Annotated in this window: 17 protein-coding genes; 10 read left to right on the top strand and 7 right to left on the bottom strand. The window is 64.2% G+C overall.

What is annotated here, in order from left to right; genetic code table 11:
- Window positions 1-61 precede the first annotated feature (61 nt).
- On the top strand, window positions 62-1,609 hold the full coding sequence (locus ACNJX9_RS01365) for an alkaline phosphatase D family protein (RefSeq protein WP_439407593.1): 1,548 nt from the start codon (window positions 62-64) through the stop codon (window positions 1,607-1,609).
- A 7-nt stretch (window positions 1,610-1,616) separates the two neighbouring features.
- Here ACNJX9_RS01365 and ACNJX9_RS01370 read toward each other — a convergent pair whose 3' ends face one another.
- Window positions 1,617-1,991 carry a response regulator gene (locus ACNJX9_RS01370; protein WP_439407594.1) on the bottom strand — a complete coding sequence of 125 codons (375 nt, stop codon included), beginning with the start codon at window positions 1,989-1,991 and terminating at the stop codon, window positions 1,617-1,619.
- Between the two features lie 185 nt (window positions 1,992-2,176).
- Here ACNJX9_RS01370 and ACNJX9_RS01375 point away from each other — a divergent pair, with 185 nt between their 5' ends.
- The 7 genes from ACNJX9_RS01375 to ACNJX9_RS01405 all read left to right on the top strand — a co-directional run bounded on the left by ACNJX9_RS01375 (window position 2,177) and on the right by ACNJX9_RS01405 (window position 9,178).
- Window positions 2,177-2,944, top strand: a complete 768-nt coding sequence (locus ACNJX9_RS01375) for a Crp/Fnr family transcriptional regulator (RefSeq protein ID WP_057740567.1) — start codon at window positions 2,177-2,179, stop codon at window positions 2,942-2,944.
- An 82-nt stretch (window positions 2,945-3,026) separates the two neighbouring features.
- Window positions 3,027-3,743, top strand: a complete 717-nt coding sequence (locus tag ACNJX9_RS01380; protein ID WP_057740568.1) for a prolipoprotein diacylglyceryl transferase family protein — start codon at window positions 3,027-3,029, stop codon at window positions 3,741-3,743.
- A complete protein-coding gene (locus ACNJX9_RS01385; protein ID WP_439407595.1) occupies window positions 3,724-5,169 on the top strand; it encodes a radical SAM protein in 1,446 nt (481 codons plus the stop codon). Before ACNJX9_RS01380 ends, ACNJX9_RS01385 begins: the two co-directional genes overlap by 20 nt.
- A complete protein-coding gene (locus tag ACNJX9_RS01390) occupies window positions 5,166-5,417 on the top strand; it encodes a hypothetical protein (protein ID WP_439407596.1) in 252 nt (83 codons plus the stop codon). The genes ACNJX9_RS01385 and ACNJX9_RS01390 overlap by 4 nt, the downstream gene beginning before the upstream one ends.
- Window positions 5,418-5,426: 9 nt before the next feature.
- Window positions 5,427-5,708, top strand: a complete 282-nt coding sequence (locus ACNJX9_RS01395; RefSeq protein WP_057740575.1) for a hypothetical protein — start codon at window positions 5,427-5,429, stop codon at window positions 5,706-5,708.
- Between the two features lie 242 nt (window positions 5,709-5,950).
- Entirely contained in the window at window positions 5,951-7,777 is a 1,827-nt protein-coding gene (gene typA / locus ACNJX9_RS01400; protein WP_057740577.1) for a translational GTPase TypA, read from the top strand.
- Window positions 7,778-7,933: 156 nt separating this feature from the next.
- A complete protein-coding gene (locus ACNJX9_RS01405; RefSeq protein ID WP_439407597.1) occupies window positions 7,934-9,178 on the top strand; it encodes a flavin monoamine oxidase family protein in 1,245 nt (414 codons plus the stop codon).
- A 92-nt stretch (window positions 9,179-9,270) separates the two neighbouring features.
- On the opposite strand, the gene ACNJX9_RS01410 is transcribed toward ACNJX9_RS01405, so the two are convergent.
- The 4 genes from ACNJX9_RS01410 to ACNJX9_RS01425 are packed head-to-tail and all read right to left on the bottom strand — an operon-like array spanning window position 9,271 to window position 12,357.
- Entirely contained in the window at window positions 9,271-9,678 is a 408-nt protein-coding gene (locus ACNJX9_RS01410) for a thiol-disulfide oxidoreductase DCC family protein (protein WP_439407598.1), read from the bottom strand.
- Window positions 9,678-10,997, bottom strand: coding sequence for an SDR family oxidoreductase (locus tag ACNJX9_RS01415; RefSeq protein ID WP_439407599.1), 1,320 nt, complete (start codon window positions 10,995-10,997; stop codon window positions 9,678-9,680). Before ACNJX9_RS01415 ends, ACNJX9_RS01410 begins: the two co-directional genes overlap by 1 nt.
- A gap of 8 nt (window positions 10,998-11,005) precedes the next feature.
- Window positions 11,006-11,473 carry a DUF2269 family protein gene (locus tag ACNJX9_RS01420; protein ID WP_439407600.1) on the bottom strand — a complete coding sequence of 156 codons (468 nt, stop codon included), beginning with the start codon at window positions 11,471-11,473 and terminating at the stop codon, window positions 11,006-11,008.
- A complete protein-coding gene (locus ACNJX9_RS01425; RefSeq protein ID WP_439407601.1) occupies window positions 11,470-12,357 on the bottom strand; it encodes a dienelactone hydrolase family protein in 888 nt (295 codons plus the stop codon). The genes ACNJX9_RS01420 and ACNJX9_RS01425 overlap by 4 nt, the downstream gene beginning before the upstream one ends.
- A gap of 272 nt (window positions 12,358-12,629) precedes the next feature.
- On the opposite strand from ACNJX9_RS01425, the gene ACNJX9_RS01430 reads away from it, so the two are divergent.
- Both ACNJX9_RS01430 and ppa read left to right on the top strand, forming a co-directional pair.
- The gene (locus ACNJX9_RS01430; RefSeq protein ID WP_027555342.1) at window positions 12,630-13,139 is read left to right on the top strand and encodes a GNAT family N-acetyltransferase; all 510 of its coding nucleotides are present in this window, start codon (window positions 12,630-12,632) and stop codon (window positions 13,137-13,139) included.
- Window positions 13,140-13,350: 211 nt separating this feature from the next.
- Window positions 13,351-13,887 carry an inorganic diphosphatase gene (gene ppa / locus ACNJX9_RS01435; protein ID WP_220003554.1) on the top strand — a complete coding sequence of 179 codons (537 nt, stop codon included), beginning with the start codon at window positions 13,351-13,353 and terminating at the stop codon, window positions 13,885-13,887.
- Between the two features lie 109 nt (window positions 13,888-13,996).
- On the opposite strand, the gene folD is transcribed toward ppa, so the two are convergent.
- Window positions 13,997-14,881: a bifunctional methylenetetrahydrofolate dehydrogenase/methenyltetrahydrofolate cyclohydrolase FolD gene (gene folD, locus ACNJX9_RS01440; protein WP_439407602.1), complete on the bottom strand. Its 885-nt coding sequence runs from the start codon at window positions 14,879-14,881 to the stop codon at window positions 13,997-13,999.
- Between the two features lies 1 nt (window position 14,882).
- Window positions 14,883-15,227, bottom strand: coding sequence for a DUF167 domain-containing protein (locus tag ACNJX9_RS01445; protein ID WP_057740591.1), 345 nt, complete (start codon window positions 15,225-15,227; stop codon window positions 14,883-14,885).
- Between the last annotated feature and the right edge of the window lie 7 nt (window positions 15,228-15,234).

Below are 15,234 nucleotides of genomic sequence, written 5' to 3' on the forward strand. Positions count from 1 at the left end.
GATTCGCGCTTCGCGCGCTCCGGAATGACAGCCTAAGATGCGCCAGCCCGCGAGCCATCCCATGAAGATCAAATTCTCCCGCCGCAAATTCCTCACCACCAGCGCCGGCGCACTCGGCGCGATCGCGATGCCGCATCTGTCGCGCGCGGCCGACCGGCCCGCGGTCACCCATGGCGTGCAGTCCGGCGACGTCACCGTCGACGGCGGCGTGGTCTGGGCCCGCACCGACCGGCCGGCGCAGATGCTGGTCGAGGTGGCGACGACTGATACCTTCAAGGGCGCCCGGGCGCTGCCGCCGATCGCGGCGCTGCCGGAGAGCGACTTCACCGCCAAGATGCTGGTGGACAATCTGCCCGGCGGACAGGACATCTTCTATCGCGTCCGCTTCCGCGACCTCTCCCACACCGCGATCGAAGGCGAGCCGGTGGTCGGCCGCTTCCGCACCGCGCCGGCCGACCGTCGCGACGTCAGCTTCGTCTGGGGCGGCGACGTTGCCGGCCAAGGCTGGGGCATCAACCCAGATGACGGCGGCATGTTCACCTTCTCGGCGATGCGCAAGCATCGCCCGGACTTCTTCCTTCATTCCGGCGACACGATCTATGCCGACGGCCTGATCCCCTCCGAGGTCAAGCTTGCCGACGGCAAGACCTGGAAGAACGTCACCATCCCCGAGAAGGCCAAGGTTGCGGAGACGCTGGACGAGTTTCGTGCCGCGCACAAATACAATTTCACCGACGACAATGTCCGCGCCTTCAATGCCGAGGTGCCGATCTTCGTGCAATGGGACGATCACGAGGTGACCAACAATTGGTCGCTGTCGAAGGATCTGCCGGCGAGCTACAAGGTGCGCGACATCTCCCTGCTCGCCGCGCGCGCCGGACGCGCCTTCCACGAAATGTATCCGATGCGCGAGAGCATCATTGAGCCGGGCCGGGTCTATCGCCAGATCTCCTACGGCCCGCATCTCGACGTGTTCGTGCTCGACGAGCGCAGCTATCGCGGCCCTAACGGCGCCAATCTCGAGACTGAATACGGCCCGGCAAGCTACTTCCTCGGGCCCGAGCAGATGGCCTGGCTGAAGCGCGGCCTGCTCAATTCGCGTGCGACATGGAAGGTGATCGCCTCCGACATGCCGCTCAGCATCCTGGTTTACGACGATGCGCCGAACAAGAAGGGGTCGGAAGCCTTCGCGCAGGGCGACGGCCCGGTGCGCGGGAGGGAGTTCGAGATCGCCGACCTGCTACGCTTCATCAAGCTGGCGCCGGTCAAAAATACGGTGTGGCTGACCGCCGACGTGCATTACACCGCCGCGCACTATTACAATCCGGACAAGGCGCAATTCCAGGAGTTCGAGCCGTTCTGGGAGTTCGTGTCGGGTCCGCTGCATGCGGGAACGTTCGGGCCCGGCGAGATGGACAACACGTTTGGCCCCGAGGTGCGTTTCGTCAAGGCGCCCGGCCTGGACAAGCAGAACCTGCCGCCGTCCGCGGGCATGCAGTTCTTCGGCCACGTCAAGATTGACGGCGCCTCCGGCCAGATGACGGTGACCTTGCGCGACCGCGCCGACGTCGCGTTGTGGTCGACCACGCTCGATCCGAAATTCGCCTGAAGCTGATTTAGCCGCCGCGCGCCTGCAAAGCCGCCTCCAGCGCATCGCTGGAGCACGGCTTTTGCAGCCGGGGACGCGAGGCGAACTGCGCGGGAATGCTGGTCTCCGCACCATAGCCCGTGACGAAGACGAACGGTATCTCCAGCGCTGCCAGCCGCTCGGCGATCGCAAAGCTCTTCTCGCGGATCAGCTCGACATCGAGCAGCGCGAAGTCGGGCGCACGCCTTGCGATCGCATCCAGCGCCTGCGCCACCGACCCCACGGTGCGCACGCTGCTCACGCCAAATCCGAGCAGGCGATCCTCGAAATCGATCGCGATGATCGGATCGTCCTCGACGATCAGCACATCGGCAGGGATGTCGGCCGGGGAGGCAGGTATCATGATGTTGGCTATCGAGGGCTGCATGTTGTCACCGTCAGGACAACCTCACGCGATACCTGCGCTCAGCGCATCGGAGGGTTCCCGGAACGAAACTCACCACAGAACAGTTTTGACGTCTGTCCACATGTGCACACAAGCCGTGGCCGGAACTCGCTAATGTGGAGAGGAGGATGGGGGAGTTTGCGATGGATGCGCGTATCAGCAAGACGAGCGAGATCGACAGCCGCCCGGCCAACAATCTGCTGCGGCGATTGAATGCGGCGGACTATGCGCTGCTCGCACCGCATATCACCGTTGGCGACGTCGGTGCGAGCCAGCTGCTCTACAATCCCGGCGACGATGTCCAGATCGTGCACTTTCCCTGCGGGCCGTCGCTCGCGACGTTTCTCGTCCCGAACGAAGACGGCCGCGACGTCGAGACCATCCTGGTCGGCCGCGAAGGCGCGGTGGGCGGCATCGTCAGCGAGGGATTTCTGCCGGCCTATACCCGCATCTGCGTGAAATTCGGCGGCCCGTTCGCGCATATTCACGTCGGCAAGCTGGACGCGGCCAAGGCGCACTCGCCGTCGCTGCGCAACATCTTCGCCCGCTATGCCGACTGCATGCTGGCGCAGATCTTCCAGTCGACCGCCTGCAACGCGATCCATTCGATCGAGCAGCGCACGGCGAAATGGATCGTCGCGGCGATGGAGCGGACCGGGGACGAACACAGCGTGCCCTTGACGCATGAGCAGCTCGCCACCTTGCTCGGCGTGGGGCGAAGCTATGCCAGCCGCGTGCTGCAATCGTTCAAGGCGGAAGGCGTGCTCGACACCAGGCGCGGCGCGATCCTGGTCCGCAATCATGACGGCTTGCGGCTGCGCGCCTGCCTCTGCAACGACGCCGTGAAGCTGCATTTCGAGGAGGTGCTGCGCGGGGTTTATCCGACCGAGGAAGCGAGCAGCACGGGGTGACGCTCGCCTCCTTGCCTCTCCTGCTCCGGGCGAGGATGCCGGTGCGCGACGCTGTACGTTCGCCGTGTTATACTAACCCTGCATGAGCGGGGCCCTTCTTCACACTGTCTTCGATGTTGCGGCGTGGTTGGCGGCGGGCGCAGCAGTCTACTGGCTGTCGCGACAAGGCTTGCGGTTTCCGGCGCAATCCTTCGCGCTGCCTTATATCGCCGCGCTGATGTTCGGCGCCGGCCTCGGCGCCTATCTGTTCGGGTCCGCTAATCTGTGGCTGTCGGGCGTGAGCGGCATTGCGCGATCCGTCGAGGGCGCGCTCGCCGGCGGCATCGCGGCCGTCGAGCTCTACAAATGGTCCACGGGGATCGGCGTGCGCACCGGCGCACGGTTTGCACTGCCGCTGGCTCTCGGCATCGCAATCGGGCGGCTCGGCTGCTATTTTGCAGGCCTCGACGATTTCACCTACGGCACGCCGACGGCATTGCCCTGGGGCCACGATTTCGGCGACGGCATTCTCCGCCATCCCGTGCAGCTCTATGAGAGCGCCGCGATGGGCGTGTTCGCGCTGGTCTATGTGCTGGCGGTCTTGAACCGGAACGCGTACGCGATCACCAATGGTTTCTACCTGGTTCTGCTCTTCTATGGAGCGCAGCGCTTTCTCTGGGAATTCCTCAAGCCCTATGGCACGCTGATCGGCCCCCTCACACTGTTTCACCTGCTGTCGCTGTCCATCCTGCTCTACGCCGCAATCATGCTGGCGACGGCGCCCCAAGCGAGACCTGTACATGAACGCGCCGTTGCGTAAGTCGCGCCCTTATATCTTCTGGGGCCAGACCCAGTCCCTTTGCGAGGTCTGCCTGAAGCTGGTGCCGACCAAGATCCAGATCCAGGACAACGAGGTCTGGTACGAAAAGCGCTGCAGGGAGCATGGCGTCCAGTCGACGCTCGTTTCCACCGACGCAACCTACTGGCGCCTGTGCAAGGATTTCATCAAGCCGGGCGACCGGCCACTGCAATTCCAGCACCGCACCGAATTCGGCTGTCCCTATGATTGCGGCCTCTGCTCCGACCACGAGCAGCATTCCTGCCTGGCGCTGATCGAGATCACCGAGCATTGCAATCTCACCTGTCCGGTCTGCTTCGCCGAATCGGCGCCCGCGCGAACCAGATTCACCCCGCTTGCGACGGTCGAGAAGATGCTCGACGCGCTGGTTGCCAGCGAGGGCGAACCCGACCTCGTGCAGATTTCCGGCGGCGAACCGACATTGCACCCGGATTTCTTCGAGATCCTCGACGCCGTGCGCGCCCGCCCGATCCGCCATGTCATGATCAACACCAATGGCCTGCGCATCGCCCGCGAAAAGGATTTCGTGGCACGGCTCGCCGAGAACAAGCGCGGGCTGGAGGTCTATCTCCAGTTCGATTCGCTTCAACGCGATGCGCTGGTCAATCTGCGTGGCGCGGATTTGCGCAAGATCCGCCAGCAGGCTCTGGAAAATCTCGAGCATTTCGGTGTTTCGACCACGCTGGTCGCGACCATCAAACGCGGCATCAACGATGCCGAGATCGGCGATATCGTTCGCCATGCGCTGAGCTGGAAGTGCGTTCGGGGTGTCACGCTGCAGCCGGTGCAGGATGCCGGTCGCAACGAAAATTTCGACAAGAAGGCCGACCGCATCATGCTGTCGGAGATACGCCAGCGCGTCATCGAGACCGGCGTGTTCGGCGACAGCGATATGATCCCGCTGCCCTGCAACCCCGAAAGCATCTCGATCGGCTACGGCTTGCGCAACGGCGAGAAGGTGCTTCCCCTGACGTCGCTGATTCCGCAGGAGCAGCTCGTTGCGGTGATGCCCAACACCATCAGCCCGGAAAAATATCCGATGCTGCGGGAGAAGTTCGTCGATCTGTTCTCGCTGTCGTCAGGTCCGCTCAACACCTCCGAGCGCGTCTGCGAATTGCTGTGCTGTCTGCCCAGCTTCGAGGTGCCGCAAGGGCTGACCTACGAGAACGTATTCCGCGTCACCATCGTGCAGTTTCTCGATCGCTTCAATTTCTGCGTCGGCAACGTCAAGCGCAGTTGCATCCATTTCGTCACTGAAAGCGGCGCGATTGTCCCGTTCGACACCTACAACCTGTTCTACCGGAACGGCAAGATCGCCGGCATCCGCGCCGCGCTGGCCGGCCAGACCTATCGCGAGGCACGCCAAGGCGAGGAGGTGCCGCGATGAGCGATACCGGCACGACTCCTCCGACACTGCCCCCTCAAGAGGACACACCTTCGACGACGCCGCCACGGCGCGACGGTTGCCTGACCGCTTTCATGGTGGTCACCGGCATCGTGCTGCTTTTCCCTGGCCTATGCTTCATCGCATTCGCCGGCCAAGGCGGCGCATTTGTCCTGATTGGATTGGTCCTGATCGGAACTGCGATCTTCCTCTTCATTCGCGTGGCGACCCCACCGAAGCCCCGTCAGTAGCGTGGCACGATGAGCACCATCGACCCCCCGTCCCCGCCTCCTCCGGCCGCCCCGCCGCAGCGCAGCGGCTGCCTGACCGCGTTCATGGCGGTCCTCGGCGTCATCATGCTGCTACCGGGGCTCTGCGCGCTGCTGTTCGGCGGGATGTCCCTGGTGGAAGGCGGAAAGATCGACTCGGACGTCGCACCGCTGGTCTCTTTGGGACTACTCATCGCCATCGGAGGAGCCGCGCTGATCGGGCTGGCCATCAAGGGGCGAAAAGCCCCCACCGATCCCGCAACCCGACCTTAAGTCCCGGGAATTCCCGGACAAAATTCAGTCAACCAACCGGCAAAGAACGCATTGTTTTTTGGCGGTTTTTGCATATATTGCGCCGCAAACGCACGGGGCGCCCGATCGACATGGCCGGGTTTCCTTTTTTGGGCGAAGCAGGCCCCGTTTTCCACGTTTCCAGCGTTGTTCCCGCGAAGAGGTCCCGGTCTGACCGGCGAGATCGCGCTTAACCCATTGTCCGACCGCAAAGAAGCTCACTCATGAATCTTCGTAACGTCGCCATCATCGCCCACGTCGACCACGGCAAGACGACCCTGGTCGACAAGCTCCTCCAGCAGTCCGGCACGTTCCGCGAGAACCAGAAGGTGACGGATCGCGCCATGGACTCCAACGATCTGGAGCGCGAGCGCGGCATCACCATTCTGGCCAAGGCCGCCTCGGTGCAGTGGAAGGACACCCGCATCAACATCGTCGACACGCCCGGCCACGCCGATTTCGGCGGTGAAGTCGAGCGCATCCTGAACATGGTGGACGGCGCCCTGGTGCTGGTCGACGCCGCCGAAGGTCCGCTGCCGCAGACCAAGTTCGTGGTCTCCAAGGCGCTCAAGGTCGGCCTCAAGCCGATCGTCGTCATCAACAAGGTCGACCGTCCCGACGCGCGCCCGACCGAGGTCATCAACGAGGTGTTCGACCTGTTCGCGGCGCTCGACGCCAGCGAGGAGCAGCTCGACTTCCCGATCCTTTATGGATCGGCCAAGCAGGGCTGGATGGCCGAGAGCCCCGAGGGTCCGCAGGACAAGGGCATGGAGCCGCTGTTCGACCTGGTGCTGCGCCATGTCGCGCCGCCGAAGGTCGAGGAGGGCCCGTTCCGCATGATCGGCACCATCCTCGAGGCCAACCCCTATCTCGGCCGCATCATCACCGGCCGCATCTCGTCGGGCGTGCTCAAGCCGAACCAGCAGGTCAAGGTGCTTCACGCCGACGGCAAGCTGGTCGAGACCGGCCGCATCACCAAGATCCTGGCGTTCCGCGGCCTCGAGCGCACCCCGCTCGAGGAAGCCGAAGCCGGCGACATCGTCGCGATTGCGGGCCTGACCAAGGGCACCGTCGCCGACACCTTCTGCGATCCCACCGTCGAGGTGCCGCTGCCGGCCCAGCCGATCGATCCGCCGACCGTGTCGATGTCGTTCATCGTCAACAACTCCCCGCTCGCCGGCACCGAGGGCGACAAGGTGACGAGCCGCATGATCCGCGACCGTCTGCTGCGTGAAGCCGAAGGCAATGTCGCACTCCGCGTCGTCGAATCCGCCGACAAGGATGCGATGGAAGTCTCGGGCCGCGGCGAATTGCAGCTCGCGATCCTGATCGAGACCATGCGCCGCGAGGGCTTTGAGCTCTCGGTGTCGCGTCCGCGCGTCGTGTTCCAGAAGGACGAAGCCACCGGCGGCGCCCTGGAGCCGATCGAGGAAGTCGTGATCGACGTCGACGAGGAGCATTCCGGCGTCGTCGTGCAGAAGATGAGCGAGCGCAAATCCGAGCTGATCGAGATGAAGCCATCAGGCGGCAACCGTCAGCGCCTGGTGTTCTACGCGCCGACCCGCGGCCTGATCGGCTACCAGGGCGAATTGCTCACCGACACCCGCGGCACCGCGATCATGAACCGCCTGTTCCACGGCTACGCCCCGTACAAGGGCGAGATCCAGGGCCGCCGCAACGGCGTCCTGATCTCCAACGACCAGGGCGAGGCGGTGGCCTATGCCATGTTCAAGCTGGAAGACCGCGGCCCGATGATGATCGAGCCGGGCTGGAAGGTCTACAAGGGCATGATCGTCGGCGAGCACACCCGCGACAACGATCTCGAGATCAACGTGCTCAAGGGCAAGCAGCTCACCAATATCCGCACGACCTCGAAGGACGAAGCCGTGCGCCTGACCCCGCCGATCCGTATGACCCTGGAAAAGGCACTCGCCTATATCGAGGACGACGAGCTCGTCGAGGTCACCCCGAAGTCGATCCGCCTGCGCAAGAAGCATCTCGACCCGAACGAGCGCAAGCGCGCGGAAAAGGCCAAGGAAGCGGTGGCGTAAGGCCGCCGCACGCCGCAGTGCGTAAGGGTGGGCAAAGCGCAAGCGTGCCCACCAATTCTAAGAACGTGGGCACGGCGTAAGAGCGCCTTTGCCCACCCTACCTCACTCACTTTGTGGTGCCTTTAGTGCGTATTAGAGACGTGCTAGAGCCCACCCATGTCCTTCCCCTCCTCCGTCGATGTCGCCATCATCGGAGCCGGTGCAGCCGGCCTCGGCGCGGCGCATGCGCTCGGTGGCTCCGGCCTCTCCGTGATCGTGCTGGAGGCGCGCAACCGGCTCGGCGGCCGCGCCTGGACCGTGCAAGCCTCGCCTGACGTGACCTTCGACGTCGGCTGCGGCTGGCTGCATTCGGCCGACAAGAACTCCTTCGTGCCGATCGCGCGAACACTCGGTTTCGAGCTCAACAAGGACCTGCCGCCCTGGCGCGAGCGCGCCTATGGCAATGCGTTTCCGCAAAGCCTGCGGGACGATTTCATGCGCGCGATGGACGCGTTCTACGACCGGCTTTGGCAGGCCGCGCAAAAGGGCAAGGACGAGCCGGCGAGCCTGAGCCTCGAGCCCGGCAATCGCTGGAACCCGATGATCGATGCGATCTCGACCTATATCAACGGCTGCGAACTCAAGGACATGTCGACGCTCGACTGGGACGCCTACGAGGACAGCGAGCTCAACTGGCGCGTCCGCCGCGGCTATGGCGCGCTGATCGCGGCCTATGGCGCGCCCCGCCCGGTGGCGCTGAACTGCAATGTCACGCTGATCGATCACTCGAACAGGCGCGTCCGCATCGAGACATCACAGGGCACGCTGACCGCCGACAAGGTGATCGTCACCGTGCCGACCAATTTGATCGCTGACGAGGCGATCCGCTTCTCGCCACCTCTGCCCGCCAAGGTCGATGCCGCAGCCGGCCTGCCGCTCGGCGTCGATGACAAGGTCACGCTCGCGCTCGACGGCGCCGAAGCCTTTCCGAAAGAAGGAAACTTGCGCGGCGCCACCATGCGCACCGAGATGGGCACCTATCACATCCGCCCGTTCGGCCAACCCTGCATCGAAGGCTTTTTCGGCGGCAGCTTTGCCCGCGCGCTGGAAGATGCCGGCGACGGCGCTGTCGCGGCGCACAGCATCGACGAGATCGCAGGTTTTCTCGGCAACGACATCCGCCGCAAGCTGAAGCCGCTGTATGAGTCGCGCTGGGGGCGCGATCCGTTTGCGCGGGGGTCGTATTCGCACGCGCTGCCCGGGCATGCCGGCGATCGCGCCGTGCTCGCGGCGCCGGTGGATGGACGGCTGTTCTTTGCGGGCGAAGCAACGTCGCCAAATTTCTTCACGACGGCGCATGGGGCGCGGGATAGCGGGGAGCGGGCGGCGAAGGAGGTGCTGGCGGCTCGGAGCAAACGATAGCCTCACACGCCGTCATTGCGAGCGCAGCGAAGCAATCCAGACTGCCGCCGCGACAAGATTCTGGATTGCTTGGCTGCGCTCGCAATGACGAGTCACTCGATCACCCGCGTGCGCAGATCAGCATCCGGCACGAAGCACGCATCATACTTGCCGAAGATGCGATAGCGATTGCGCGCGATGAGGCTGTAGATGGGGTCGCGCAACGGCTTTGGGACGGCGAAGAGTGCGCGCACCCAGCTCCAGCCCGGCAGATGCGACAGCACAGTCAGCGCGGCGTCGGACTTCAAGAACGCTTTGCCGCCGTGAACGACGGCGTTCGTATCGGGATCTTCAGGATCGATGCCGAAGGTGCGGGCGAGCCCGGCGCCATACACCGATTGGATCGGCGTGAAGCGAAATCGTTTCGCTGTGTCGCGCTGCGCGACGAAGCGCACCCAGCGCGAGCAGAAGATGCAGACGCCGTCATACAGGATCACGTCGTCATCGGGCCATTTTGACATTAGCGATTATCCAGCATGAGCAGCGCGACCAGCATCAGCACGATCGCCGGCCCGGTCTTCACCAGCGCGCCGAGCGGCTCGATCCAGAGATCGGGCGTCAGGATCGCGGCGCCGAACATGTAGCCGAGCGAGGCGACGATGCCTGCAACCAGGCCGATCGCAGCGGTGCGGCGGAAGGCGATCAGCGCGCCGATGCTCATGTCCATCAGGCTGGTGCCTGTCGTGACGGGATCGGCCAGCGCGGGCGGGAAGTTGTGCGCGGTCAGGATGCCGGCCGCCGCGCGGTAGGAGACGAACAGCGCGATGAAGCCGGAGACGAGCCAGAACCCGACCAGGCTCGCAATGATCAGCGCCTTGATCGGGAACAGCCGCGCGAACCAGACGTCCTGGATGGTGGCGGGATGGCGCCCGATTGCATCCGCCAACGTCTTCGGCGCGATGCCGGTCGCGGCGATCCATGCCGAGGGATCGCCTCGCACGCCGCGGCGAAGCTCGGCGATCGCGGTGGAGCGCAGCGGCGGCATCCAGCCGAGCGCGCTGGCGAGATCGCCCAGTCTCGCGCCGAGATCGAGCATGAAGGGCGGCATCGCGATGTGAGGCCAGGCGGCCGTGCCGAATGCGCGGCGGAACTGCTTGACGACGCCGGCCATCGTAACAGGCTCGGATTGCATCAGATCCCAGCTCACGGCCTTCACGGAGGCATCATCGATCTCACGCGCGGCGAGCCAGGCGATGGTCGCGGAGATATCCTCGACCGCAACGGGCTGAAAGGGCGTCGCCATCTCCTTGGCCGGAAGATCCAGCGGAAACGCGGCGAGCGCGCGCAGCATCGCGCTGCCACCATAGGCTGAAGGCGCCACGACGAAGCCGGGCCGCAGGATGGCGTGGGGAATGCCGGATGCTGCGATCAGCCGCTCGGCCTCGCGCTTGGTCATGGCGAAGGCGGTGCGATCGGCATCCGCGTTGCCGGGAATCGAGATGTGCACCAGCCGGATCGCACGACCGCGATCGGCAATGGCTTGAAGCAGACGCCCGACAAAATCGCGATGCACGGCATTGGTGTCGCTGCCGGGGCCGTCCTGAAGCACGCCGAGGCAGTTCACGACGACGTCGACCTCGTGCTCGCTCAGCAGGCGTGTCAGCGCGGGCGGATCGAGCGACAGGATCGGCAACTCGATATCGAGCGCGCTCATCGTCTGCGCCGGCGACAGCTTGCGTGCGACGCCGACAACGCGAAAACCTCTCGCGCGCAGATCGTCGGTGACGAAACGGCCGATCAGGCCGGAGGCGCCGAGCACCAAAATGGTTCGCTGGTTCATCGGATTCCTCAGAACGGCTTTGCGATCATCAGCCAGAGGATCACCATCGTCGCGCCGAAGCCGGGAAAGCCGAACGCGAACCAGCGGCGAAACAGGACGAAGTAACGCTCCGGCAGCGCGGCTTTCTGCTCGGCGGCCTTGCGCGCGAGATCGCGCATCTCGATCTGCATGAAAACGACAGGAATCCAGAACAGGCCTGCAACGGCATAGAGCACGAGCGAGGCGAGGATCCAACGCTCCATGATCGACGTGGACGAGAGCATCATCAGCAGGCCGCCGGTGACCGGCTGCAGCATCACCGCCGATAGCGTGAAGATCGCATCCGCAATCACCACCACGGATGCCGTGCGTGCAATGAACTCGGCATTGTCGGTGCGATGGGCCATCAGCATGAAGAAGGCGATGCCGGTTCCGGTGCCGAGGATGATGATGGCGCCGATCACGTGCAGATATTTGACCAGGAAATACAGCATCATGGCTTCTTCGCCACCGGCCTTAGCACGCGATCGAGCTCGCCGCTTGCAGCTTTGACGCCGGCCTCGGTCTCGATCATCCAATGGCCTTCGCTACCCACGGATGGCAGCGTGCGAACATCATCCTTGCCGCCGCCGCTGCGAAACGCATCCGCCAGTGCCTCCGAAAATGCCGGCGCAAAATAGCTGTCATTGGCTGCAACCAGCGATATCACGGGAATGCGCGCCGTCTTGCCGAATTCCGCCGCAGCAGCGAGCAGCGTATGCGGCGCACAGATCTTGTTGGGTTCGTCATTGGCATGACCGCCGCGCCCGGGTGCAAAGGCGATGATCGCGGCAATCGCTTTCGGATCGGCATGCGCAAGCGCCAGCGCGCCCCAGCCGCCGGCGGAATGCCCAATCACGACCGCGGCATCCTTACGAATAAAATCCTGCTTTTGCAGATAGTCCAGCGCGAGCGAAATTTCCGCCGCGGTGGCGCGGCCGGCGCGGGCGTAATCCGCTTCGTCGCAGCCGCCTTGATCTTCGACATAGCGGCCACCGGTCGCGCCATGCCCGAGGCGCTCCGGCACCAGCACGGCAAAGCCGCGCGCGACGAGAAACGCTGCCAGGGCGCGATATTCCGGCTGCGGCGTTTGCGCACGACGGAGCACGTTCTGCGTTGACGCATGTGCGATCACGGCAAGCCGGAACGGGCCGGCGCCCGCGGGGCGAAACAGCAGCGCGCGCGCGGCAAAATCGGTATCCGGTGACGGCACGCGCCATTCTTGTCGGCGAAGCGGCCCGCCCTCCGGGCCCGATGCCCCGAACGTGACCTGCGCGCACACAGGCGACGCAGTCAGCAGAACCAGCAGAGGCAGGCGCGCAAGGATGTTGAATAGTCGCATGGGTTGCCGGGAGCGAGCACGGACGGCGACCGCCACACTAGTAGGAACGAATCATTTGGGGCGGACTTTCTGCGCTGCCGTTGCCGTTGCCGTTCATTCGTTGCCGCAAGGCAGTTTTGCACCGACTGATGGCACGCCGGTGCCGTTCGAAGTGGCGTCTTGTCTTTTTTCGGCACAACATGGTTAAAATACTGATGCAGAAAGTCCACAGGTTAACCGATAATTAACGATAGGCCTTGCCGCCGGCGCGGCGACTTGGTTTGATTGCGTTCATGAGCACAACCCTGATCGAGGTTCGGCCGGCCAAAGCTGCAGATGCGACTGCGGTGGCGTCCACCCATGACGAAGCCTGGCGTTCCGCCTATCAGGGCATCATTCCCGGTGCCGAGCTCGAGAAGCTGATCAACCGCCGCGGTCCGCAATGGTGGGACAGCGCAATCCGCAAGGGCAGCCGCGTCAGCGTGCTGGTGTTCGGCGACAAGATCGCGGGCTATGCGAACTACGGCCGTAACCGCGCCCGCAGCCTGCATTTCGACGGCGAGATCTATGAGCTGTACCTGCGTCCGGAGTTTCAGGGCCTCGGCTTCGGCCGCCGTTTGTTCGCCGCCGCCCGGCGCGATCTCATGCAGAGCAATCTGAAGAGCATGGTGGTGTGGGCGTTGTCGGACAATGATCCGGCGACCGAGTTCTACCGGGCCCTGGGCGGCCGCATGGTGGCACGCTCCTCGGAGCGGTTCGGGCCGAAGTCGCTCGACAAGGTCGCCTTCGCCTGGACCAATTAAGATCCGGACCAATCAAGGTTTGGACCAATTGAGCTGCTGAGATCTTGGCCGGCAGCCTTTCCACCCGCCGATACCGCCCGCGTTTGCGCAGGTGATCGCGGGATTCATTATTTCGCAAAAACACGATGGATCGAGGGGCCAAGCCCGCGTATGACAGCGCCAAAATCGCTGCCGGGCGCGATCTAACCTCGGCGACAACGGAGCCTGCCTTATGCGTATCGATGCTATCTCGATCGGAAAAAACGTACCCCACGACGTCAACGTCGTCATCGAAGTCCCGGTGGGCGGCGAACCGATCAAATACGAGATGGACAAGGAAGCCGGCACGCTCGTGGTCGATCGCTTCCTGTACACGCCGATGCGTTACCCCGGTAACTACGGCTTCATCCCGCACACACTGTCCGACGACGGCGACCCCTGCGACGTCTTGATCATCAACACCCGCGCCATCATTCCCGGCGCCGTCATGAGCGTACGCCCGGTCGGCGTGCTGTTCATGGAAGACGAGGCCGGCGGCGATGAGAAGATTCTGGCGGTGCCGTCGTCGAAGCTGACGCAGCGCTACGACAAGGTGAAGTCGTATTCCGACCTGCCCGACATCACGCTGCAGCAGATCCAGCACTTCTTCGAGCACTACAAGGATCTCGAGAAGGGCAAGTGGGTGAAGATCCTGCGCTGGGGCGGTCCCGAGGAAGCCGCGAAGCTGATCCTCGAGGGCATCGAGCGCGAGAAGAAGAAGAAGGGCTGATCGTCATTCCGGGGCGATGCGCAGCATCGAGCCCGGAATCTCGAGATTCTCAGGTGCGCAATTGCGCACCATAGTTCGCACTTCGTGCGCCCCGGAATGACGGCGTTTCCTACACCGCCGGCTTCGGCAAACCTGCGATCGCGCAAGCTGCGCGCAGCGTGTTCACGAGCAGGCAGGCGACGGTCATCTGGCCGACGCCTCCCGGCACCGGCGTCACCGCACCGGCAACGCCAAGCGCTTCCTGATAGGCGACATCGCCGACGAGACGGGTTTTGCCGTCGTCTTTCGGAATGCGGTTGATGCCGATGTCGATCACGGTCGCGCCCGGCTTCAGCCAATCGCCGCGCACCATCTCGGGCCGGCCGACCGCGGCATAGACGAGGTCGGCCCGCTTCACGATGCCGGGCAGATCGCGCGAGCGCGAATGCGCGATCGTCACCGTGGCGTTCTCGTTCAGCAGCAATTGCACCAGCGGGCGGCCGACCAGATTGGAGCGGCCGATCACGACGGCGTTCAGGCCTTCGAGCGAGGCGTGCACGCTCTTGGTCAGGATGATGCAGCCGAGCGGCGTGCAGGGCGACAGGGCCTGGAATCCGCCGGCGAGCCGACCCGCATTGTTCGGATGCAGGCCGTCGACATCCTTGGCGGGATCGATGGCATTGATCACGGCCTCGGTGTCGAGGCCCTTGGGCAGCGGCAATTGCACGAGGATGCCATGCACGGCGGGATCGCGATTGAGCTTTGCGACGACGGTCAGCAGGTCCGCCTGCGAAACATCTGCCGGCAGCTTGTGCTCGAATGAGGCCATGCCCGCGGCTTGAGTCTGCGTATGCTTGGAGCGGACATAGACTTCGCTGGCGGGATCGTTGCCGACCAGGACCACGGCAAGGCCAGGCACCAGATTGTGCTCGCGCCTGACGCGGGCGACCTCGTTGGCGACGCGGGCGCGAAGGTCCGCAGCGATGATCTTTCCATCGATGATCTTGGCGGTCATGTCAGTTCCCCTTGTCTGTCGATTTGACTGGCGCGAGCTCGCGCAACGCTTGGACAAGCCTTGCCGGATCGCCTTCGATGGCGACTTGCTTCAGCCGCGCCGTCGCTCCCGACACGAGACTGACGCTGGCCTTGGGCACACGAAGCGATTTCGCCAGCAGCGCCAGAACGGCGCGATTGGCCTCGCCGCCATCGGCGACGGCCCGCACGCGCACCTTCAGCACGCTGCGGCCGTCGGTAAGCTGCTCGATCCCGTCGACGCCATCACGTCCGCCGCGCGGCGTCACCCGCAGCGCGATGCTGACGCCCGTGGTGGAGATGCGCCAGGGTTCCGTCAAGGCGCTCAGGGCTCCA

Origin of the sequence: Bradyrhizobium sp. BLXBL-03 (assembly GCF_051853015.1) — a bacterium.
GTDB classification, from domain to species: domain Bacteria; phylum Pseudomonadota; class Alphaproteobacteria; order Rhizobiales; family Xanthobacteraceae; genus Bradyrhizobium; species Bradyrhizobium manausense.